14 protein-coding genes and 1 pseudogene are annotated in these 21,625 nt (G+C 61.5%); 6 read left to right on the top strand and 9 right to left on the bottom strand.

Annotation, left to right across the window (positions count from 1 at the left end):
• Window positions 1-58: 58 nt before the first annotated feature.
• Window positions 59-3,391, top strand: a complete 3,333-nt coding sequence (locus IMCC21224_RS26820; RefSeq protein ID WP_197089334.1) for a glycosyltransferase — start codon at window positions 59-61, stop codon at window positions 3,389-3,391.
• Window positions 3,392-3,453: 62 nt separating this feature from the next.
• Here IMCC21224_RS26820 and IMCC21224_RS25150 read toward each other — a convergent pair whose 3' ends face one another.
• The 5 genes from IMCC21224_RS25150 to IMCC21224_RS25130 all read right to left on the bottom strand — a co-directional run bounded on the left by IMCC21224_RS25150 (window position 3,454) and on the right by IMCC21224_RS25130 (window position 12,633).
• Window positions 3,454-4,410, bottom strand: coding sequence for a sulfotransferase family protein (locus IMCC21224_RS25150; RefSeq protein ID WP_047998297.1), 957 nt, complete (start codon window positions 4,408-4,410; stop codon window positions 3,454-3,456).
• Window positions 4,407-6,437: a hypothetical protein gene (locus IMCC21224_RS25145; RefSeq protein WP_047998296.1), complete on the bottom strand. Its 2,031-nt coding sequence runs from the start codon at window positions 6,435-6,437 to the stop codon at window positions 4,407-4,409. The genes IMCC21224_RS25150 and IMCC21224_RS25145 overlap by 4 nt, the downstream gene beginning before the upstream one ends.
• Window positions 6,434-8,050 carry a hypothetical protein gene (locus IMCC21224_RS25140; RefSeq protein ID WP_047998295.1) on the bottom strand — a complete coding sequence of 539 codons (1,617 nt, stop codon included), beginning with the start codon at window positions 8,048-8,050 and terminating at the stop codon, window positions 6,434-6,436. The genes IMCC21224_RS25145 and IMCC21224_RS25140 overlap by 4 nt, the downstream gene beginning before the upstream one ends.
• Window positions 8,051-8,280: 230 nt before the next feature.
• A complete protein-coding gene (locus IMCC21224_RS26815) occupies window positions 8,281-11,544 on the bottom strand; it encodes a glycosyltransferase (RefSeq protein WP_053079209.1) in 3,264 nt (1,087 codons plus the stop codon).
• 141 nt (window positions 11,545-11,685) lie between these two features.
• Complete coding sequence (locus IMCC21224_RS25130) at window positions 11,686-12,633, bottom strand: NAD(P)-dependent oxidoreductase (protein WP_047998294.1); 948 nt, start codon at window positions 12,631-12,633, stop codon at window positions 11,686-11,688.
• Between the two features lie 543 nt (window positions 12,634-13,176).
• Between IMCC21224_RS25130 and IMCC21224_RS25120 the strand changes: the two genes are divergently transcribed.
• Together IMCC21224_RS25120 and IMCC21224_RS25115 are read left to right on the top strand one after the other, a co-directional pair.
• Complete coding sequence (locus IMCC21224_RS25120; RefSeq protein WP_047998344.1) at window positions 13,177-14,334, top strand: NAD-dependent epimerase/dehydratase family protein; 1,158 nt, start codon at window positions 13,177-13,179, stop codon at window positions 14,332-14,334.
• A gap of 243 nt (window positions 14,335-14,577) precedes the next feature.
• A complete protein-coding gene (locus IMCC21224_RS25115; protein ID WP_047998292.1) occupies window positions 14,578-15,318 on the top strand; it encodes a phosphoadenylyl-sulfate reductase in 741 nt (246 codons plus the stop codon).
• Window positions 15,319-15,370: 52 nt separating this feature from the next.
• Here the strand turns inward: IMCC21224_RS25115 and rfbD are convergent, their stop codons facing one another.
• The 4 genes from rfbD to IMCC21224_RS25095 all read right to left on the bottom strand — a co-directional run bounded on the left by rfbD (window position 15,371) and on the right by IMCC21224_RS25095 (window position 19,071).
• Window positions 15,371-16,234, bottom strand: coding sequence for a dTDP-4-dehydrorhamnose reductase (gene rfbD / locus IMCC21224_RS25110; RefSeq protein ID WP_047998291.1), 864 nt, complete (start codon window positions 16,232-16,234; stop codon window positions 15,371-15,373).
• Window positions 16,231-17,298: a dTDP-glucose 4,6-dehydratase gene (gene rfbB / locus IMCC21224_RS25105; RefSeq protein WP_047998290.1), complete on the bottom strand. Its 1,068-nt coding sequence runs from the start codon at window positions 17,296-17,298 to the stop codon at window positions 16,231-16,233. The genes rfbD and rfbB overlap by 4 nt, the downstream gene beginning before the upstream one ends.
• 3 nt (window positions 17,299-17,301) lie before the next feature.
• Complete coding sequence (rfbC, locus tag IMCC21224_RS25100) at window positions 17,302-17,865, bottom strand: dTDP-4-dehydrorhamnose 3,5-epimerase (RefSeq protein ID WP_047998343.1); 564 nt, start codon at window positions 17,863-17,865, stop codon at window positions 17,302-17,304.
• A 159-nt stretch (window positions 17,866-18,024) separates the two neighbouring features.
• A complete protein-coding gene (locus IMCC21224_RS25095) occupies window positions 18,025-19,071 on the bottom strand; it encodes a hypothetical protein (protein ID WP_047998342.1) in 1,047 nt (348 codons plus the stop codon).
• Window positions 19,072-19,215: 144 nt separating this feature from the next.
• On the opposite strand from IMCC21224_RS25095, the gene rfbA reads away from it, so the two are divergent.
• The 3 genes and pseudogenes from rfbA to IMCC21224_RS28725 all read left to right on the top strand — a co-directional run.
• Complete coding sequence (gene rfbA, locus IMCC21224_RS25090; RefSeq protein WP_047998341.1) at window positions 19,216-20,106, top strand: glucose-1-phosphate thymidylyltransferase RfbA; 891 nt, start codon at window positions 19,216-19,218, stop codon at window positions 20,104-20,106.
• Between the two features lie 47 nt (window positions 20,107-20,153).
• Complete coding sequence (locus IMCC21224_RS25085; protein ID WP_231582230.1) at window positions 20,154-21,080, top strand: glycosyltransferase; 927 nt, start codon at window positions 20,154-20,156, stop codon at window positions 21,078-21,080.
• Window positions 21,081-21,298: 218 nt separating this feature from the next.
• Window positions 21,299-21,625, top strand: a pseudogene (locus tag IMCC21224_RS28725) (tyrosine-type recombinase/integrase); the annotation flags it as partial.

Below are 21,625 nucleotides of genomic sequence, written 5' to 3'. Positions count from 1 at the left end.
GCTAAGGGAAGCCGCACTATCGGTGGGACCTAAAGAGTTTCGAGGAATGGACAAAGCAATGAATATACCTGTGGCCCGGACGGGTGAAACTGCCCAGACGCCCCCCTTTGTCGGCAGATATTCGCGATACCCGGATCTGACCGGCGCAAGGGTCGCCGAAGGCGGGCGCAGGCTGCGCGGCGATATCCGGGCCAGCCGCCCCGACGCGCCGCTGATCACGGTGATCACCGTGTGCTGGAATTCTGAAAAAACCCTCGAAAAGGCGCTCCGCTCTGTGGTGCAGCAGAGCTATGACAACATCGAATACGTGATCGTCGATGGTGGCTCAACCGATGGTACGCTCGACATCATTCGCAAATACGACGACCGGATCGATTATTACCTCTCTGAGCCGGACGGGGGCATCTATGTCGCGATGAACAAGGGGCTTGAACTGGCCTCTGGCGATTACATCCTCATGCTGAACTCTGACGACGAATACACGCCGCGCTGTGTGGAAAAACTGGTCGAGGCGCAGCGCACCTCGGGTGCCGATTTTGTCTCGGCGATGGCGGCCTATATGGATGACCAGGGCGAGCGCATCCGGGTACAGCCCAGTTCACCGCTGGATGCGGGGGTCGCCCTGCGGATGCCGTTGCGCCACGAAACGATGCTATTGTCTGCCAAGATCTACAACCGTGAGGGTGGGTATGACCCCTCGTACCGGATCATTGCCGACCGGATGAAGACAACCCGCCTGTTCTGGAAGGGCTATACCCATTTCGAACTGAAGGACCCGCTGCTTAATTTCAGCATGGGTGGTGTATCGAGCACGGATATGGACAAGCTCTATCAAGAGCGGCAGCGCGCGCTGCAAGAGCAGTTCCCGGGAATGGAGCCGGGCAGCATCGTCAGCCTGATGAGCCTGGAACGGCTGACCCCCGAGCGCCTGTGCGAGATCACCCGCGGCTACCCCTCAGCAGAATTTCGGGCTGCGGCTGTTGCCTATGCCCGCGATCAGCAAAAGAACCGCCACCCGCGCTGGAAAAACCTGAACTTTGACGCGTTTGAACCGGCGATGCCGATGGTGGCGGTTCAGAACGCGGGACCGATGCAGGACAGCGGCCCCCTGGACAGCCGCCCGTCGCCCCGGATCAGTGTGATCCTCCCGGTTTACAATGGGGCCGCGACGCTGGCCGAATGTCTCGAGTCGCTGTTGGCACAAACGCTGGATGCGTTCGAGGTGATTTGCATCAACGATCACACCCCCGACAATTCTCAGGAGATCATCGACGATTACGCCGCGCGTGATCCGCGGATTGTCACGCTGATCAATCAGGTGAATGTCGGGCTCGGAGCCAGCCGAAACCGGGGGATCGCGGCGGCGCGCGGCGAGTATGTGTTTCACATCGATCCTGATGACGTCATCCCGCCCGATGCCTTGGCCGTGTTGTACGATCATGCAGAGAAATACGGCAGCGACATGACCCGTGGCGCCTTTATGCACGAACAGCTGATGCTGGGTCAGGCGCAGTCCAAAGCTGTGCGCAAAGGCCTCGAAGAGGGTGCGCCGCATATCGTGAATACCTCTCTGGCCTCCAGCCCGGATCTGCTGCGTGGCACCGAAGGGCACTGGTCTTATCTTTACCGGGCCAGCTTCGCCAAAAGGGTGTTCTATCCCGAAGACCTCAAGATGGGTCAGGACAGCATCTTTCTGGTGTCGGCGATCGCGCGGGCGCGCACCATCAGCGTGATCGACAAGGTGATCTATCGTTACCGCGCCAATGCCGACAGCGCGATGAACACCTATACGTTCCGCAAGTTCATGGACGAGATCGAGTGGCGCCGCAGGGCCTGGGCCGTTCTTGACCAGACCGGACAGTCCGAGGCCGGGGATTTCCTGCTGTTCAACTACTGGAACATGCCGTTCTTTGAGGCGCTCAAGGTGTTGCTGACGCCCGAACAGTACCAGACGTTTTGGGCAAAACTCAGGGTCGCCTTTCACGAGGCGGGCCAATCCGATTGTGCGCAAACCCGCAATCCCGCGCTGAAAAAGATCTTTGAAGACAACCTGACCAGTCACGGGCAGGTCGGGCAGGTGGCTGCCCCGGTGACTGCCACGCCTGACAATGATCTGCTGCGGATTGAAATCCTGTCGACCAGCGATTCCGGCGGAGCCGGCTCGGCCAGCCAGCGCAGCATGGAATCCCTGCGCAATCTTGGTCATGACGCTCGCAGTCTGTGCGTCTTTTCCAAATCCAACGATCCCCACAGCCGTCGTGTCCCGCTGCTGCCCGAGGTCACCGAAGGCGGGCTGGCAGAGGTGGTTCTGCGGCCGAAATGGCGGGCCAAAGCCGTTGTCACCGAGGCGGACGAGCCGGGGCTTACCGCGCGCGAATTGTTTTCGGATGTCGGCAGTATCGTTGATTTCGACGCGATCCAAGCACCGCTGGACAAGGCCGATATCGTGCATCTGCACTGGATCTCGGGCATGATCGACTATGACCGGATGGCCGATGTCATGGGCGACAAACCCGTCGCCTGGACGTTGCACGATATGAATCCGTTCACCGGGGGCTGCCATTATTCCCAAGGCTGCACAGGGTATCGTGACGAATGCCGGGCCTGCCCGCTGCTGAGCGGATCGAACCGCGCGCACGAGGCATGGAAACGCAAGCGGGATGCCTATGCCGGAATCAAGAACCTGCATGTGGTCTGCCCGTCGCAATGGCTGGCTGATTGCGCACGGGAGAGTTCGCTGTTCGGTGATCGCCCGATTCATGTCATCCCCAACGCGATCCCGGTCAATGACTTCAAGCTGGTGAACAAAATGGTGGCCCGCAGGCAGCTGGGCCTGCCGCTGGACAAGAAGCTGATCGTCTTTGGGGCCGACAATCTTGAGAACCTGCGCAAGGGCGGCGACATCCTGCAAAAAAGCCTGGCCATCCTGACCGGCCGCAGCGATGGTCAGGATATCGAAGGTATCTTCTTTGGGGCAAGCAACCTCGATGTGCCGATCAAGACCCATAACATGGGCTATATTTCGGATCCGACGCGACTGTCGCTGGTCTATGCGGCGGCGGATGTGTTTGCCTTTCCCTCGCGTGAGGATAACGCGCCGCAGACCGTGCCCGAGGCGCTGCTGTCGGGGACGCCGGTTGTGTCTTTTCCCGTCGGAAATGTGACCGAACTCGTCGAACATCTCGAAACCGGTTATATCGCCCACTACGAAGATGCGCATTCGTTTGCCGATGGGCTGTCCTGGGCGCTCAGGGGGGCGCAATCTGGCGAACGTCTGTTGCAGGGGATCCGCGGTCATCTGAAGGCGGCCGCGCTGAACGATCCGAAAACATCCGCCCGCCTGCACCAAGACCTGTACCGCGAGATGATGGGCCGCGCCGATATCGTATAGCGCCTGCGCTTTTGATCTGAGCGTTTTTGCTGAAACCGGGCTACGGCCCCGGATAGACCGGTTCAGCCGATGGCATACCCCAGACGGGCACAGAGCGCACGATAGGCGGGGGCCGCTGCCGCCGCTTTGGCGATATCGGGTGGAACCGGCTTGCGCGGTCGTTCCTTGATGATATCGCCCCCGCGACCGCTGTCGCCTGACAGTTGCAGATCCGGGAACAGATGGATAAAATCCGGGTTGTAGCTCAGATCAAGGATGTCGCAGGTCTCTTGCATCCGGGTTTGTGGGTCTTGCAGAAAATCCTCGTAGCGCAGGATCGGCAGCGCGCTGAAATGATCCAGGAACGCCAGATAAAGCTCGCTATATCTCTTCAGGGACGGCGGTGAAAAATGTAGCCAGTCATTTGCTCTCAGGCTCAGAAAGGATTCCATCGGATGGCGTACGATCACCAGAGAGCGCAGCGTAAACCGATCTTCCAGCATCTCCATCAGGGTGGGGTGGTGCTGGGTGTGGTCACCGAACGAAAACTGCCCATGGGCATGGTCCCGCAGGATCAACGCGACCCCGTTGCGCCGTGTTTCCTCGTACAGCACTTCTGTGCCGGCCAGAAAGATCCGGGTCAGGACATCATCGCCTGAGGGTCGGCTGCTGGCCCGGTCCAGCCGGATCAGGTCAGTCGGCACAAATGTCTGCGGTTGGTTAAACGCGATCGGGCTGAGCGGATCGACCTCGCTCAGAAGCTTGGTGTTGGGCATGCTGGCGATGCAGCGGTTGATCAGCGTGCCGCCGACACAGGCAAGCTGATGAACGGTGCGCAGGCTTGGCCTGATTGCGGGGCTTGGCGCGGCGAGCATATCCAGGCACTGTTCCAGCAAACTGGGAAGCGACGCGTCCGCAGACGGCTCGGCAACGGGAACCATGTCCGAACGGCCTCGTGCCGCCGCAGACGGGTCCCCAAGCAGCGCCCGCGCCGCGCCGATCTGAGCGCGGAACTGCTCCCAGTTTTCGGTGTCGCTCATTTATGTGCGTTCCGCTTTTTTCGGGCTGCCGCGGGTTTTCCACCAGAGCCTTTGCCGACAGAGGAGGCCAGAGCGGCTTTGGCGGATTGGGCCTCCGGCAGGCTTTCGATTTGATCCAGGTAGCGGGCGGCACGGTCCAGCCGGACGGTCAGCTTGCTCAGCAGTTCATCTTGTGCGGTTTTCTCGTCGACAAGCGTGGCAAAGCGGTTTTGCAAATCCTTCAGGTCAGCTTCGCGCAGGGCCTGCCCGCGCAGGGCAAGTGACAGATCGCGGTAGCCTGCGCGCTGCTCCTTTCTGGCCTGATTGGTTTCGGCCCTGGCTTTGCCCAGCTTGTCCTCAGCGGCTTTGCTCTCGGCGTCGAGGGCGGAGTTTGCGGCGGCGAGCTTTTCGCGCAGGGCATCGGCGTTGGTCTGCGCCTCGGCCTTGGCCTTGTTCAGCTTGTCCTCAGCGGTCTTGCGCTCGGCGTCGAGGGCGGAGTTTGCGGCGGCGAGCTTTTCGCGCAGGGCATCGGCGTTGGTCTGCGCCTCGGCCTTGGCCTTGCCCAGCTTGTCCTCAGCGGCCTTGCGCTCGGCGTCGAGAGCGGAGTTTGCGGCGGCGAGCTTTTCGCGCAGGGCATCGGCGTTGGTCTGCGCCTCGGCCTTGGCCTTGTTCAGCTTGTCCTCAGCGGTCTTGCGCTCGGCGTCGAGGGCGGAGTTTGCGGCGGCGAGCTTTTCGCGCAGGGCATCGGCGTTGGTCTGCGCCTCGGCCTTGGCCTTGCCCAGCTTGTCCTCAGCGGCCTTGCGCTCGGCGTCGAGAGCGGAGTTTGCGGCGGCGAGCTTTTCGCGCAGGGCATCGGCGTTGGTCTGCGCCTCGGCCTTGGCCTTGTTCAGCTTGTCCTCAGCGGTCTTGCGCTCGGCGTTGAGGGCGGAGTTTGCGGCGGCGAGCTTTTCGCGCAGGGCATCGGCGTTGGTCTGCGCCTCGGCCTTGGCCTTGTTCAGCTTGTCCTCAGCGGCCTTGCGCTCGGCGTCGAGGGCGGAGTTTGCGGCGGCGAGCTTTTCGCGCAGGGCATCGGCGTTGGTCTGCGCCTCGGCCTTGGCCTTGTTCAGCTTGTCCTCAGCGGCCTTGCGCTCGGCGTCGAGGGCGGAGTTTGCGGCGGCGAGCTTTTCGCGCAGGGCATCGGCGTTGGTCTGCGCCTCGGCCTTGGCCTTGTTCAGCTTGTCCTCAGCGGCCTTGCGCTCGGCGTTGAGGGCGGAGTTTGCGGCGGCGAGCTTTTCGCGCAGGGCATCGGCGTTGGTCTGCGCCTCGGCCTTGGCCTTGTTCAGCTTGTCCTCAGCGGCCTTGCGCTCGGCGTTGAGGGCGGAGTTTGCGGCCACCAGATCTTTTTGTTGCTGCGCGATCTTGCCGGACAGATCCGCCAGTTTTGCGCCGAGAGGGTTCCGCACCAATATTCGCATTGATACTTCGGGGTGGGACGCTGGGACCTCCAGCATCTGATCAAACAGGCGTTCGGCCAGCCAGCTCTCTGCGGTTTGGCCCGGTTGCGCAGATCCAGACGCGGGGCGCGGCGTCTGCAGGACGATGTGGGACAGGCGCGACAGGACGCCCGAATCCTCAAGCGCGGTCAGGAAGTCCGCCTCCTCAGCCAACAGGCCCAGGATCAGGATGTCCCCGCTGCGGTGCTGTTTTGGCAGGCGTTGCGCCAGATCGGCGACAGACAGGCAGTCGGCCTCGAAGGACGCGATTTCCTGCACCTCTTCAAAAACCGTCTGCAACGCCGACACTTCTGAAAAGCCGTCCAGTTCCGGCATGTTGAACCGGTGGTATGTCGCGATGCCGGACCGGGCCGCGAGCGACGCCTCGATCAGCTGAAAATTGTCCTGCATGCCGCTATAGAACTGAAGCGCCGACAGATGGTTTGGATCCGGTTCAAACATCAGGATGCATCCTGCGTCCGGAGCGATCGCATCAGGATTGTTCAGCAGCCCGGAGCCGACAAAGATCACAGAGTCCTCGGTGCCGGTTTTCCGCAAGAGCGCGTCAAGTATCATGTCTTGCTCTCATTTCCGGGTGTCGAGTCTGCGCCTCCGAACATGCGTTTGAAAAACCGGAGCGGTTTGCTCATGCGCCACGAGCTGGACGAATAGACCAGGCTCAGCTCATAAGTCAGAGCCTCGACCGCCTGTTCGGCCAGAATTTTACCGTGCAGGATTTCGGCGCGGCTCTGTTCGTCCTGCCCTATTCGGGTTTCGAGAGCGCGGGTCTTTTGCAGTGTTTTGAGCTGCAGTTGTTCGCTCTTCTGGAGTTCGGCGGTCAATTGTCTGACCTGCTCGGTCTGCCGGGTTTGCGCGCGCAGCAGTTCCCCTTCCAGCTGCCTGATCTGTCCAACGAGGACAGAGTCCGAGCGGGCGTGCTGGTCCTGCGCTGCTCTGAGCGTCTGCACCTCTTGCTGTGCTGCGTTGCCGCTGGTCCGGGTGGCGCTCAGCTCTTCGAGAACGGCGTTTAGCCGGTCCCGTCCATCTGCATTGTCCGCGCGTGCTGTGGCAAGGTCGCGTTCCATGACCTTGATGGTGGCCCGCGCGTCGATCTCGCTTGTCCGGGTTTTGTCCAGCGTGCCGGTGGTGATCCGCAGTTCCACGCCGGCGGCTGTCAGGCTGGTTTGTGTTCTGGTCAGCTCATCCCGGGCGTCACGCAGCGCGGCCTGTATCTTCACCTCGCTTGCGGCTGCTTTGGTTAGTTGATCCTGCGCAGCGCGCAAGGCTGCCTGGGCCGCAATCTCGGCCGCGATCGCTTTGGCCAGATCGTCCCGAGCGTCGCGCAGCGCGGCTTGGGCTTCGGTTTCGCGGGTTCCAATGCTGGAGATGGTCTGGCTTAGGGCGGCATTCTCGGATTGCAGGCTGGCCAGTTCGCCCTCAAGCTCCTTGAGCTGGCCGCCAATCAGGCGTTGCAGATCGCTGGCCTGCGCCTTGGCGGCCAGGGCGGCCTCAAGCTCTGACCGGATGGTGGCGGTCTCGCTCCGCGCAGTGCTGTGCGCGTCCTGCAGGGCCGCAATGTCGATGCCGCTCTGGCTCTGGGACAGCTCTATGCTGTCGCGATCCGCGATGAGGCGTTCCCAGGCGGCGCAGGCGGCTTGCAGGCTGTCGGCCGGGTCCTGGACCTGGTGAAAAGAGGTCGCGCTGCCCGCCTGCAGTTCGGTGTGCAGGCGGGCAGCGATCGCATGCTGCGCGACGGCCAGCGCTGCAAGCGCACCATAGAACGGTTCGGCCCGATTGGAGAGCGGCGTGGAAAACGGCATCTCAGCCCCGGGGAACGCTTTTTCAAAGGCCGCCCTCACTGCGGCGAGCGCGGTCGGATCCCCCGGCTTTTCAAGGATCACAAATCGGTTCGGTACCTTGCGGCGCAGCTTGAGATAGCCCATTGCGCCGGTGGCCCATCGGTCGAGCTCGGCTCCGCCGACATGGCCCGACGCGAGCCATTTGGCAAGACATTCGGCAGGGGGATCATAAAGCAGCAGGCCGCGGGCCGCGTCAGTGTCCATCATGGTCACGAAGGTCGCAAGGTCATCGCATTTTTGAAACACCCCGTCTGGATTGCTCAGAACAAACGCCGTGAAACCGCTATCTGTATCGCCCTGGCCCCCAGCTGCAATGGGATGTTGTTGCATGGAAAACTCCGATTCTTGGGCTCAAACGACGGGCATAATGCCCGTCTGAGTATTAGCAGGCAAGTAGCCCGTCAACTGTGGATCCCGGGCGCTTTGGCCCGGGCTGCCCGCCGGATCGGGACTGTAAAACCGGGTGCCCCGATTGTGGGACACGGATGGCGCAGCGCGGTTGTCCGGACTGATTGACGGGCCTTTGGCATCGGCGCGAAACAACCGGGCCAGGCAAAGGTCTATGGCGTCAAGCCGCCCGCCGGATCATTGGTCATTTCGCGGTACAACGCGAGGTGCCGGTTCACAGCGGTCTTGGGATCGTTGTGAGCCCTGGCCTGGATGTGGCCACGCAAGCCCCGCTCAAGTGTCTCGATTGATCGCGGATCTGCAAGCGCCCAGGCCAGACCCTCGGCGAATTCCTTGGCATCTTCGTAGCGCGCGATAAAGCCGGTGTCGCGGTGCTGGATCATCTGCGGCACATTTCCCACTGGAAAGGCTACGACAGGCGTGCCCGACAACAGAGACTCGGCCACGGTCAGCGGTGCGTTGTCTTCGCGCGAGGGGAAGGCAAACACGTCAGCGGCGGCATAGATCAGTGACATCTTCCGCTCGTCTGTGACATGGCCCATGTTATGCGCCCTGACCCCGAGATCGAGGCTGCTCGATCCAAAGAACAGCCCCTCGACCCCGTCGGCCTTGCCCATACTCTTGAGGTGCTGAAGGCTCGCGCGGAGGATGTCGCCGCCCTTGCGCCGGTTATTGAGACTGTCGGCCCCGAACACCACCAGTTTCTTGTCCAGAGGCAGACCCAGCCTGCGGCGCGCCAGCTGTTTGTTGGTGGGGGTGAACCGGTCTACCGGAAAGGCATTGGGGATCACATGGATCGGCCGGTCGCCGAACAGCGAACTTTCCTGCGCACAATCGGCCAGCCATTGCGACGGGCAGATCACATGCAGGTTCGGGATCTTGGCATAGGCCTTGCGCTTGATATTCCAGGTCTCGTGGGCCAGCGTTGATCCGGGCTCCAGAAGCGGGCAGTTGCGGCAGTCGTTGCGATACCGGGTGCAGCCCTCGGAATAATGACAGCCGCCGGTAAAGGCGTTCATGTCCGCCAGGGTCCAGGCCACCGGTGTGTCACTCAGCAGATCGGTCCGTTCGAAATCAAACAGGCCCGAAACCCAGTGCATGTGGACGATATCCGCCTTGTCAAAAACCGGAGCCAGGGCGGCATAATCCGCCACGGTGCCGGGTTTTGAGAACATCTCGCGCGCCTTCAGGCCGGGGTGTTCCTTGCGGGTCAGAACTGCGGCCTGGCGCCAGGCGGCGTGCAGCTCTTCGGGGGCCGGGTCTTTGGGCAGCGGGCCGAGCAGTGGCACGCGGTGGACATGCGCTTTGTCCGTCTTTTGAAAAACGCAGTGGATTTCGGCATCGACGCGGGTGTTGCGCAGCGCCTCGACCCGGCGCTGGCTGCCCAGGCCGGCACCGCCGTGATCCTGTGTAGAGAAGGTCGCGATCCGCAGCGGTCTGTCCCGATCCCAGACGACATCCTGTGGTGCCATGTCGGCGGGTGGCGCGGGAAACCGCGCCAGACTGTCGGCAAATCGCGCCCGCAGCACCGGGTTGGTCAGCGGTGCCGTGCCAGGGTACCCGGCCTCGCGCAGGAACCGGGCCAGACGGCTGTAAAAGGTCAACTTTTCATCACCGGTCATCGTGGCATCAAGACCGTCAAAGAACGCCTCACTCCAGAAGGCGAACAGCAGTCGTTCGCCCGAGCGGATGTAGCCGGCGTCGCGTAGCACGTACCAGGCGCGGCGGCGCCACTCCAGACCGTCGAAATACTTGCGGGCGGTGAAGTGGTTCATCGCGCTGTTGGGGTTGGCCTCGTAATTGTAGACCACCACTGGCAGCAGGGTGACCTTGCGGGCCCGGGCCACTGCATTCACTAGAAAGATGCTGTCCTGCCCCATCTTCAGATCGGTCGGATAGGGCACCCTGCGGGCAAAGTTGGCCTCGTAAAGATAGGACCAGTGTCCTTCGGTGGTGTGCAAAAGTCGTGGGGTTGGCCCCAGACGAGTGTTGACGATGGTCTGTTTGCGGACGCCACAGGGATATTTGACGGTGACATTTTCCGCCTGCTGATCGTGCAGGCCCTGGCCGGCGCGATACGCGCCTTTGACCATGTCGCTACCATGCTGCACGGCGGTGTCATAAAGCCGCTCAAGCGCGTCCTGCGGCAGGGTGTCATCAGGATCGAGATGAAAGATATACCGCCCGCAGGCAGCGCGGATCCCGGCATTCCGACTGGCGCCCAGTCCGATATTGCGGTCATTGCGCAGGCATTTCACCCGTGGGTCGCGGGCAGCATAGGCATCGACGACGCTCTGGCTGCCGTCGATCGCGCAATCGTTGACGCAGATGATTTCGAATTCCGTCAGGCTTTGCGCCAAGACCGAGTCGAGACTGGCCGCAATCGAGGTTTCGGCCTCGTAGAACGGCAGGATGACGCTGACCTTTGGCCAGGCCACGGGATCGCTGGCGCCGATGGTCACAAGCGCATCCGACTGCCAACGCTTGCCGCCTTTGGCGCGGCGGTCGTCCAGCACGGCGCGGCAGGCCTTGACGAATTTCGGCTGGTCCAGATGCGTGTTTGCGATCCGCGCAAAATCTTCGGGTGTGGCTTTTACAGGGTCGTTCAGGGTTTGCCGTTCCAATGCCGTCAGAAATGGAAACTCCTGCGCCAGAAGCGCATCCTTTTCGCGGGCCAGAAGCTTGAGATTGGTGCTGGATACGCCGGTTGTGCGGAAATCCAGCAGCGCCCGGGGCAGCTCATAGAACGTGGCACCGGCATCAAACAGCCGGGCGGTATAGTCGCGGTCAGCAATGATCCGGTAATCGGTGTTGTACGGGCCCAGTTTGTCATAGAGCCGGGCCGGAATCAGCATCGTCTCGTGGCGCAGCGGCATGCGGAAATAGACGGAATCGTCAAACGGCATCGGGCGCAGGATCTCGGCCTCGCCTTTGTCCTCGTCCATATAGCGCGCCAGCGCTGCGACAAAATCGCAGCCGCTGTAATTCTGCGCAGCGACCAGCGCCGCAATCCCGTCCGAGGCGAACCAGTCGTCCGAATTCAGGATCAGGACATAATCGCCCTGGGCCAGCTCCAGCCCTTTGTTCATTGCATAATACAGGCCGTCATCCGGTTCCGAGACGTAATAGTCGATCCGGTCTTCGTATTTGCGCAGGATATCCAGTGTTGCATCGCTGGAATTGCCGTCGACGATGACATATTCGACATTGTCATAGGTCTGCCGCAGCACCGACTGGATCGTCTGTTCGATGGTTTTGGCGGAATTCCAGCAAACGGTGATGATCGTGACCAGCGGCGCTTCGGGCCGACTTTTGCGGGTCATTCCCCCGAGACGGCGACCGCCCTCGGCGACCCGTTTACCGGTCAGATCGGGATAGCTGAGGTAGCGGCCGACAAGTTTCTTGCGATCATCCATGTAACACATATTTCACGATGCCTCGGTGAGTTAGCAAAGCTTTTCCCTTGTTTTCGTGGAAGAAAGTGCGGAAACGCGCGTCAAAATAAAATAAATTCAAGAGCAAGCCCGGAGCGAGAGCCCGGGCCTGCTCTTTAAAACCTAGGGCACCGCATAATATGCATAGGTCGCGCGGATCCCCTCGTCGAACGGGGTGATGTGCCCGTCAAGCAGCACCAGGATATCCGATTTTTTGGCGATTACGTCGCGCGGTTCGGTGGCGATCAGATCTTCGGCCGGGATCTGGTTGTATTTCAGCGGGTTGCCCGTCACCTTTTCGATGGTGTGCACCACATCCAGAAGCGAGGTCGACACACCGCTGCCCAGCATGTTGATCTTGTTCGTGGCTTCCCCCAGACGCAGGCGGTTGGCCAGAGTGGCAATGCCGAAACCCACATCCCCCGAAAAGATGAAATCGCGCGACTGCTTGCCGTCGCCGTTCAGCGTAACGGTGTCCCCGGCGATGGCGGCGCGGGTAAAGGCGTGGATGGCGCTTTTCTTTTTGACGGAATGGCGGCCGTATACGTTGGTCATGCGGATCACCGAAAAGCTGGCACTGCGCAGCCCGACCAGCTTCTCAAGCACCATCTCTTCGGCGGCTTTGGTCGCACCGTAAAAGTTCTTGGGGCAGTAGGGGGCATCGACGCTGACTTCGAATGTGCCGTCGAACAGCGCGCCCGCGGTCGAGATCAGGATGAAATGATCGCCGGGGCGGACCGCTTCCATGACAAATTTTGACGGCTCGGTGATGTTGGCCGCGATAAAATCCATCGGCCGGTCTTTGGATTCCGCCACCCGGGTCTCACCGGCAAGGAACACAAAGGTGCGCTGCGTATCCGCGCGGGCGGCCAGAAAATCGATCGCGGCCTGTCCCTGATAAGGTCCGATGTGGAGCGCAACATCGAGCGCCTCGTGCCCTGGGACGGCATTGGACAAATCGTCCACCACAACCGGTTCGAAATCGGCAAAATCCGGGGTGTCGCGGACAACATCGAGGATGTTGCGGCCGACAAATCCAAGGCCGCCGATGAGGATCAATGACTGTGCCATAATCGCCTTTCTGTTAAGTCGCATCCATGGCCCACACTGCGGAGAACCGGGTGCAGAGCCTGCCTGTCTGCGCAATTCTCATGCACTGTATCGCTTTGCAGGTTCAAGGGTCTTGGCGCCTATTTTTCCCGCACCGGCGGATTTTGCCGCTTTCATGGGCAGAATGCAGACGTGGTCTGGAGGCGGGGAAAATTGGCGCTGGCGGATGCCGGGGGACCCCGCCGGTTTCAGGGATTCGAACATGTCGTCTTATGTATCAGAGCCGGATGTAGTCCCCTCGGGGAGTGGATTCAGCGCAGGACCGCCGCAGTCTTGGGAACGGCCTGGGGCGCCGTCTGGGACGGCGGGTTCGGTTTTGAATTCAGCCGATTGTGCCCGGGCAGGCAGCGGTATAACGCTCTGGCTCGCAAGCTGACAAAGCCGCTGATGATGTGCGGTTTCGTGCCGATTAATGGCCTTTTGATCTTTCTGAGACTGGGCTAGTAATTGGCACTGATTCGACCAATGAAAATCGGCTATCTAATCGAAAGAGGTGCTTACAAGATGAAAGTAATAATTTTGGGGGGGGACGGTTTCTGCGGCTGGCCGAATGCGTTGTACCTGTCCAACCGTGGCCATGACGTCATTATCGTCGACAACCTCTCGCGCCGCGCCATTGATCTCGAACTCGAAGTTGATAGCCTGACCCCGATCCGCCCGATTGGCGAACGCATCCGGGTGTGGAAAGAACTGACCGGCAACGAGATCAAGTTTCACAACTTTACTGTCGGCGAAAATTATCATCGCCTGCTGACCCTGATCCAGGACGAAAAGCCCGACGCGATCATCCACTTTGCCGAACAGCGCGCCGCGCCCTATTCGATGAAGTCGAGCTATCACAAGCGCTACACCGTCAACAACAACCTCAGCGCCACCAATGACGTGCTGGCCGCCATCGTGGAATCCGGTCAGGACATCCACCTGGTTCACCTGGGCACCATGGGTGTCTATGGCTACGGCACCGCCGGCATGCAGATCCCCGAGGGCTACCTCAAGGTCAAGATCGACACACCCGCAGGCGAGTCCGAGCAGGAGATCCTGTATCCGACCAACCCCGGCTCAATCTACCACATGACCAAGTCGCAGGATCAGCTGTTCTTCCACTTCTATAACAAGAACGACGGCGTAAAGATCACCGACCTGCATCAGGGCATCGTCTGGGGTACGCAGACCGACGAGACCAAGAAAGACGAGCGTCTGATCAACCGCTTTGACTACGATGGCGATTACGGCACCGTGCTGAACCGCTTTATCATGCAGGCGGCGGTCGAATATCCGATGACCGTGCATGGCACCGGTGGTCAGACACGTGCGTTCATTCACGTTCAGGACACCTGCCGCTGCATCGAGCTGGCGCTGGAAAACCCGCCGCAAGAAGGCGAGCGCGTGAACATCCTCAACCAGATGACCGAGACCCACCGGGTCCGCGATCTGGCGCAGATGATCCACGACATGACGGGCACCGAGATTGCCTATCTGGAAAACCCGCGCAACGAGGCCGCCGAGAACGAGCTGCACGTCGCCAACGACCGGTTCCTTGGTATGGGCCTCAAGCCGATCAAGCTGTCGGACGGCGTCATGGGTGAGGTCAAGGAAATTGCCTCGAAATACGCCGAGCGCTGCGACAAGACCAAGATCCCCTGCGTCTCGCTCTGGCGTTGATATCGGGGGGCTGACCCAAAGTCTGGTCAGCAGGAACAGGCGGTCCGCCCGGATATTGGGCGGATCGCATATATTTTACGCACATTTGTTGAACCGCGCGGCCCCAGCGTGTATTTTGGCGGGACAGATCGGCGGATTGCCGCATCGGGCGCTGTTGATCCCCAGGGCCCGGTGGTAGAAACAGAACGAAACCCCCTCTCGTGATCCCGGATGTCCGGGGGTCTTTATCCGTAGGAGCATTGCATGGCAGCGTTCGAAACGTCCGCACGGCTTGAACTTCAGGATCGTGCCCATGGTCTTAGCAACCGCTACGAGGGGCAGTCCGCGCAGGAGGTGCTTGAATCCGCCATCCGTCAGGATTTTGCCGGCAAGATCGGGCTGGTCTCGTCGTTTGGGGCAGAATCTGCGGTTCTGTTGCATATGGTGGCCATGATTGACCCCTACGTGCCGGTAATCTTTCTCGACACGTGGAAGCATTTCCCCGAAACCATCGAATACCGGGATACGCTGGTCGCCAAGCTGGGTCTGTGCAACATTCAGGTGGTGACGCCGCGCCCCGCCGGGGTTGCCGCCGACGATCCCGACGGCGATTTGAGCAAAACCAACCCCGATCTGTGCTGTCATGTGCGCAAGACGCTGCCGATGCTGGCGGCCCTGCGCAGCCTTAGCTGCTGGATCACCGGGCGCAAGCGGGGCCAGACAGCGGATCGTGACGATCTTGCGCTGTTCGAGGCGCAGGATCGCTGGCTCAAGGTCAATCCGCTGCTGGATTGGGGTCGTGACGACATCGCCTCGTATTTCAAGGCGCATGACCTGCCCGAGCATCCGCTCAAAGCTCAGGGGTATCTGTCCATCGGCTGCGCGCCCTGCACCCGCGCCGTGCGCCCGGACGAAGATCCCCGTGCCGGCCGCTGGGCTGACAGTGAAAAGAGCGAATGCGGCATTCACATTGTGGATGGCAAGATTGTCCGGCAGGGCGCCTGACGCCCTATTTCCCGCAGCCGCCTGATACGGATTCGGCAGCTGCGACGGTGGGTCAGATTGCTCTCAGATCGCTCAGAACATCCCTAAGCCCGGTGGCCCAGTCGGGCCGTGCGATGCCAAACGCCTGCTGGGTGGCGCTGCAATCCAAGCGTGAATTCAGCGGACGCGGGGCAGGAGTCGGATAGTCGGATGACGGGATATCCGCAACCTCGACCTGTGCGCCGGTCGCGGCAAAGATCGCGCGGGCAAACCCGGCCCAGCTGATGTCAGGCCCCCCCGAGAAATGATAGGTGCCGCTTTTGCCCGGATCTCGGATCAGCGTCAGGGCGATCTCATGGCAGGCTTCGGCGATGGCGCGGGCCGGGGTTGGTCCGCCGATCTGGTCGCTGACAACGCGCAGCTGGTCACGGGTTTCGGCCAGTCGCAGCATGGTTTTCACAAAATTGGCCCCATGGGCCGAAAACACCCAAGCTGTGCGCAGGACGGCATGTGGGCCACCAGCGGTGCGCACCGCGTCTTCTCCAGCCAGTTTGGTGCGGCCATAGGCGTTCTGCGGCGCAACCGGATCCGACGTGGTCCAGGGGCTGTCCCCGGTGCCGTCAAACACGTAGTCGGTCGAGATATGGACCAGTGGAATACCCATACCGGCGCAGGCCTGCGCCATGGCGGCGGGGGCATCCGCATTGACCACTCTGGCGGCAGGTTCATCGGTTTCGGCACCGTCCACCTGCGTCCAGGCGGCCGCATTGATCACCGCGCTGGGAGTGTGCGTCGCAATCGCTGCGGCGCAGGCGGCGGGATCGGACAGATCCGCCTCGGCGCGGCTCAGACAGATCAGCTCGAGACCGCCGCGGCCAGAGAGGCGGGCAAGCTCGGTCGCGACCTGACCGGTTTTTCCGAACACCAGCAGCGTCATGCCGACACCGCCGGTGCGGGCGTTTCGCCGCCGGTGCCCAGCCGCTGGCCAACCCCCTGCCGGTCCTGCAACGCGCGCCACCAGCCTTCGTTTTCCAGATACCAGTCGACGGTGCGCGCCAGCCCCTCTGCCAGCGTCAGCGACGGGCGCCAGTTCAGCTCGTCGCGCATGCGGCTGGGGTCGATCGCATAGCGCAGGTCATGCCCGGGGCGGTCGGTGACATAGGTGATCAGGTCAGCGTGGGGCCGGGCCTGCGGGCGCCGGTCGTCAAGAATGGCGCAGAGCATCCGCACCAGATCGATATTGCTGACCTCGTTTTCGCCGCCGATATTGTAGCTGCGCCCGACCTGTCCCTGTTGCAGCACCAGCAGCAGGGCTGCGGCGTGATCCTCGACAAACAGCCAGTCGCGCACGTTTAAGCCCTGTCCGTAAACCGGGATCGGCTCACCAGCCAGCGCCTTGAGGATGACCACCGGGATCAGCTTTTCGGGGAAATGGTAGGGGCCGTAATTGTTCGAGCAATTGGTCATCACCGTGGGCAGGCCGTAGGTTTCATGCCAGGCGCGAACCAGATGATCCGACGCCGCCTTGCTGGCGGAATAGGGCGAATTGGGCGCATAGGGCGTGTCTTCGGTGAACTGCCCGGTCGCGCCCAGCGACCCAAACACCTCATCGGTCGAGATGTGGTGAAACCGGAATCCCTCGGGGCGGCCCTGCGCCTGCCAATAGGCGCGGGCGGCCTCAAGCATGGTGTAGGTGCCGTTGATATTGGTGGTGACAAAGGCGTCCGGCGCATCGATCGAACGGTCGACATGGCTTTCGGCGGCAAGATGCATGATAGCATCCGGCGTGTGCCGGGCCAGAACGCCGTCCACGGCAGCACGGTCACGGATATCGGCCTGCTCAAAGGCATAGCCGGGATGGTCCGCCACCTGTGCCACATTGTCGAGACAGGCGGCATAGGTCAGTGCGTCAAGGTTGACCACCTCGTGCCCGTCGGCGATGGCGCGGCGCACCACCGCGGATCCGATAAAGCCCGCGCCACCGGTGATCAGAATTTTCATGGCCTATGCCTCGTAGATAAAGGGACTGTCAAAATCGGCCAGAAATGGCGCGCGCGCATCTTTATCGCTGAGCATCGGCGGGCTGTCGAGGCCCCAGGAAATACCGATATCAGGGTCATCCCAGCGCACCGCGCCGTCGCATACGGGGGCATAGCCATGGCTGCATTTGTACAGAATTTCGGTGTCGGGTTCGAGGGTGACAAACCCGTGCAGAAACCCCTTGGGCACAAACAGCTGCGCGCCGTTTTCAAAGCTCAGCTCTACGGCGACCCACTGGCCAAACCGGGGGCTGTTCTTGCGAAAATCAACCGCAACGTCCAAAAGCCGCCCACGACCACAGCGCACCAGCTTGTCCTGTGCGGCCGGCGGAGATTGGTAATGCAGCCCCCGCAATGTGCCCTTGAGCATCGAAAACGATTGGTTGTCCTGCACAAACGCGACCTCGATCCCGGCCTCGCGGGCGAGCACGTCGCTCTGCCAGGTTTCCGAGAAAAATCCGCGCGAATCCTTGTGCCGCTTTGGCGTGATTTTCAGAACTTCCGGCAAATCTGTCTGCTCGACGATCATGGTCTTTTCCTTTTTGTCTGGGGTCTGCGCCGGGTGTCCCGGTCTCAATCCGCCATTTCGCAAAGGTCCTAGCGTGCCTGTGCCAATGATGAAAGCGATCTGTCCCCGATCCGGGCCAGCGTCGCTGTCTTTGCGCCGGAATGCCTGCCTGTGCCGCATTCATCCGTGCGACTGTGGTGACGGCGCAGCCTCTAACTCCTGTGTCAGTTCCTGCGTCAGCTTCTGGGCAAACCACGCGTATTCCGCCAGAATCCTGTCCGGCGTGGCAAAGAGCGTGTGCAGCTTTGCCTGCGCGCGCGCATAGGCTTCGGCCAGCGCTGCCGTGGGCGCAAAGGCCCCGATCGTGGCGGCCGCATCAGCTTCGGTCAGGCCGTATAGGTTGAGGTGACTGTCTGGGTGCGCCAGATCGTGCAGCCGGTGATCGGGCCCTGCAACGGTCAGCGGCACGGCCCCGACAGCAAAGGCATCAAAGATCTTTTCCGACACATAGGCGTTCTGGTGGGTATTCTCGATCGCCGAAACCATGCGGCATCCATCGTGCAGGTCCAGATATTTGTCCAGATGCCAGTCCGGCAGATCCTGACGCCGTGGCAGCGTGTTCCAGCCCGCGCCGGTGCGCAGCACAGTGCCGGTGTTGCAGCCAAGGGCAACCCGGGTGCGCCATGCCCCAAGGCCAAAGATGTCAATGCCCGCAAAGGCCCGGTCGAATTTCGGATCATCGCGGTATTCGGCGACAAAGGCGACATCGCGCGGGGCCCTGGCCCAGGTGTCCAGCCAATCCTTCGGGGTCTTTTGCGCCGTCTGGGCGAACCAGCTTGCATAGCGGGCAAAAAAGCTGCGGTCGGTCAGCAGAAAATAGGGGATCTGCAAAAACTCATACAGCCCCGAGGTCATGTGGTTGAGATAGGCAAAGTCAAAGCTGCCCTGCGGATGGGTGTGGTGCTGCTGACGCTGTAACGGATTGCGGGCCCAGACCGTGTCCCACAGCGGTTCTTCGGACAGCAGCACGATGCGTGCGCCGTTGCGTTGCGCGGCACTCAGCGCGGCGGCGCAGCTGTCCAGATCCTTGCTGTGGCTGACAATCACGATATCCGCCGTCTCAGGACGGTCGATCACGCCAACCCGCCCCGCAACAGCGGTCCGGATTGGCGCATAGGCAAGAGGCTGGCGATGGGCGTAATGTCCGACCGGACAGACTGTGATCATGTCCATTCCCTGTTGTTCTGCTGCAGCAGACAGGCGGCTATGACCGATCAGCGGTATCCAAAGCGCAAGAGACCTGTCGCATAGCCTTTGAAACTCTGGTTAATACAGGAATGGTAACGAGGCAAGGAACGGAAGATGAGCGCAATGACGACACGCAAGGGCATTATCCTGGCGGGGGGCTCCGGCACGCGGCTCTATCCGGTGACCATGGGCATCAGCAAACAGCTGCTGCCGGTTTATGACAAGCCGATGATCCATTACCCGATCTCGGTCCTGATGCTGGCGGGCATCCGCGAGATTTGCGTGATCACCACGCCGCAGGATCAGGAGCAGTTCCGCCGCACCCTTGGGGATGGCAGCCAGTGGGGCGTCGACTTTACCTATGTGGTGCAGGAATCGCCCGATGGTTTGGCCCAAGCCTACCTGCTGGCCGAGGAGTTTCTGGCCGGCGCACCCTCGGCTCTGGTTCTGGGCGACAACATCTTTTACGGCCACGGCCTGCCCGAGCAACTGGCGGCCGCCGATGCCAAGACCACCGGTGGCACCGTCTTTGGCTACCGTGTCGCTGATCCCGAACGCTACGGCGTGGTGGACTTCGATGCGTCAGGCAAGGCCGTGTCGATTGTCGAAAAGCCAGCGGTCCCGGCCTCGAACTACGCGGTCACCGGGCTGTATTTTCTGGATGGCGACGCGCCGACGCGCGCCCGCAATGTCAAGCCATCGGCCCGGGGCGAGCTTGAGATCACCACCCTGCTCGAGATGTATCTGCACGAAGGCTTGCTGTCGGTCGAACTGATGGGACGCGGTTATGCCTGGCTCGACACTGGCACGCACGGATCGCTGCTGGATGCGGGCAATTTTGTCCGCACCCTTGAGCGGCGTCAGGGCCAGCAGGTCGGCTGCCTCGAAGAGGTCGCCTTTGCCCAGGGCTGGATCGACGCCGAGGCGCTGGCCGAACGCGCGCGCCTGTTCTCCAAGAACGGGTACGGTGCCTATCTGGCGGGGCTTGCCACCCAATACGCCCGTCGGCCGTGAACCGGGGCGGACAAAGCATAATCCCCGACAGCGGGACAACCGAGCTGGTGCCCCTCGTTGGGATTCTGCTGGCGGTGTATGATGGCGGCGACAACCTTGATGCTCAGCTTGGCAGTATCGCGGCGCAGGATCATCCGCGCTGGCAGGTGCTGGCCAGCGATGACGGATCGGGGGATGACAGCCCGGCGCGACTGGACCGCTTTGCCGCAGGGCATCCGCTGATCCGACTGCCGGGGCCACGGCTGGGCAATGGGCCGGCCAATTTCATGTCACTGATCCGCCGGGTACAGGATCACCTGCCAACGGGCAGCTGGCTGGCCTGCTGCGATCAGGATGATGTCTGGCTGCCCGACCGGCTGTCGCGCGGGATTGCGGCGCTGAGTGCGCTGCCTGCTGACCGGCCCGCGCTATATTGCAGCCGCACCTGGATCACCGACGAGACGCTGACCACCCGCCGTTTGTCCGCGCCGCGCCCGCGCCCGCCGTCGTTCCGCAACGCGTTGGTGCAGAACGTGGTGGCAGGCAACACCATCCTGCTGAATGCCGCCGGTGCCGAACTGGTTTGCGCCGCCGCGAGCGAGGCCGACAGCGTTGTGGTGCATGACTGGTGGATCTACCAGATCGTTACCGGAGCAGGGGGGCGCATCGTGCATGACGATCAACCGACGCTGCTCTACCGGCAGCACGGGGTGAACCAGATCGGCGCCAACGACACGACCCGCGCGCGGGTCAAACGCGTCCGCCAGTTGCTGCGGGGTGATTTTCGCAAATGGAACGCGGCCAATATCGCCGCACTGTCGGCATCGGCCCACCGCCTGACACCGCTCAACCGCGCCCGCCTTGCTGAATTCGAGGGGTTGCATCAGGCCGGCCTCTGGGGGCGCCTTTCGGGACTCAGGCGGCTGCGGCTTTACCGCCAGTCCTTTGCCAGTCAGGCAGCGCTTTGGGTGGCGGCCATCATGGGCCGGCTCTAAGTTGTAGAGTCTAAATATTTTACATAACAATGATTATTGGATATTCTCATGTAGCCGGGGCACATTCCATTTTGGATTGCATCACTGGATATGTTTCTGATGCAGATCAGGAGGATGTGATGAGACGACCCTACCGAAAATTGAACCTGGATGAACGCTGAATCTTGGCAACGATGCTTCAGGCGAAGGCTACGAAGACGAAGATCGCTGAGGTTATTGCTGCAGCCCCTGGGCCGGGCCTCAAATATCGCGCGGCCCTCAGTATTAGCTATGGTGCGGGTTTGCGGGCGTCTGAGGTCTGCAGCCTGAAGGTCAGCGTATTGATAGCGACCGGGTGCTGATCCACGTTGACGAGGGCAAGGATCGCAAGGTGATGCTGTCGCCTGACCTGCTGGATTTGCTGCGCGACTATCGGCGTGAAGCGCAGCCTGCGGGATGGTTGTTTCCGGGCAAACCTAAGATTAACCCGATCTCGGCAAGGCAACTCAGTCGCGCTTTTAATTCCGCCAAGCATGTGGTCGGCATATCAAAGTCGGCCACTTTGC

The organism is Puniceibacterium sp. IMCC21224, from assembly GCF_001038505.1.
Taxonomy (GTDB): domain Bacteria; phylum Pseudomonadota; class Alphaproteobacteria; order Rhodobacterales; family Rhodobacteraceae; genus Puniceibacterium.
Note: the sequence above shows the minus strand (reverse complement) of the source record. Positions and strands in the feature narration are given on the sequence as shown.

Coding starts and splice junctions, on each gene's coding strand:
- rfbA (WP_047998341.1), top strand. CDS start 19,216: ATGACGACACGCAAGGGCATTATCCTGGCGGGGGGCTCCGGCACGCGG.
- IMCC21224_RS25145 (WP_047998296.1), bottom strand. CDS start 6,437: ATGATACTTGACGCGCTCTTGCGGAAAACCGGCACCGAGGACTCTGTG.
- IMCC21224_RS25130 (WP_047998294.1), bottom strand. CDS start 12,633: ATGGCACAGTCATTGATCCTCATCGGCGGCCTTGGATTTGTCGGCCGC.
- IMCC21224_RS25095 (WP_047998342.1), bottom strand. CDS start 19,071: ATGATCACAGTCTGTCCGGTCGGACATTACGCCCATCGCCAGCCTCTT.
- IMCC21224_RS25115 (WP_047998292.1), top strand. CDS start 14,578: ATGGCAGCGTTCGAAACGTCCGCACGGCTTGAACTTCAGGATCGTGCC.
- IMCC21224_RS25140 (WP_047998295.1), bottom strand. CDS start 8,050: ATGCAACAACATCCCATTGCAGCTGGGGGCCAGGGCGATACAGATAGC.
- IMCC21224_RS25150 (WP_047998297.1), bottom strand. CDS start 4,410: ATGAGCGACACCGAAAACTGGGAGCAGTTCCGCGCTCAGATCGGCGCG.
- rfbD (WP_047998291.1), bottom strand. CDS start 16,234: ATGACGCTGCTGGTGTTCGGAAAAACCGGTCAGGTCGCGACCGAGCTT.
- IMCC21224_RS26815 (WP_053079209.1), bottom strand. CDS start 11,544: ATGGATGATCGCAAGAAACTTGTCGGCCGCTACCTCAGCTATCCCGAT.
- IMCC21224_RS25120 (WP_047998344.1), top strand. CDS start 13,177: ATGAAAGTAATAATTTTGGGGGGGGACGGTTTCTGCGGCTGGCCGAAT.
- rfbC (WP_047998343.1), bottom strand. CDS start 17,865: ATGATCGTCGAGCAGACAGATTTGCCGGAAGTTCTGAAAATCACGCCA.
- IMCC21224_RS26820 (WP_197089334.1), top strand. CDS start 59: ATGAATATACCTGTGGCCCGGACGGGTGAAACTGCCCAGACGCCCCCC.
- rfbB (WP_047998290.1), bottom strand. CDS start 17,298: ATGAAAATTCTGATCACCGGTGGCGCGGGCTTTATCGGATCCGCGGTG.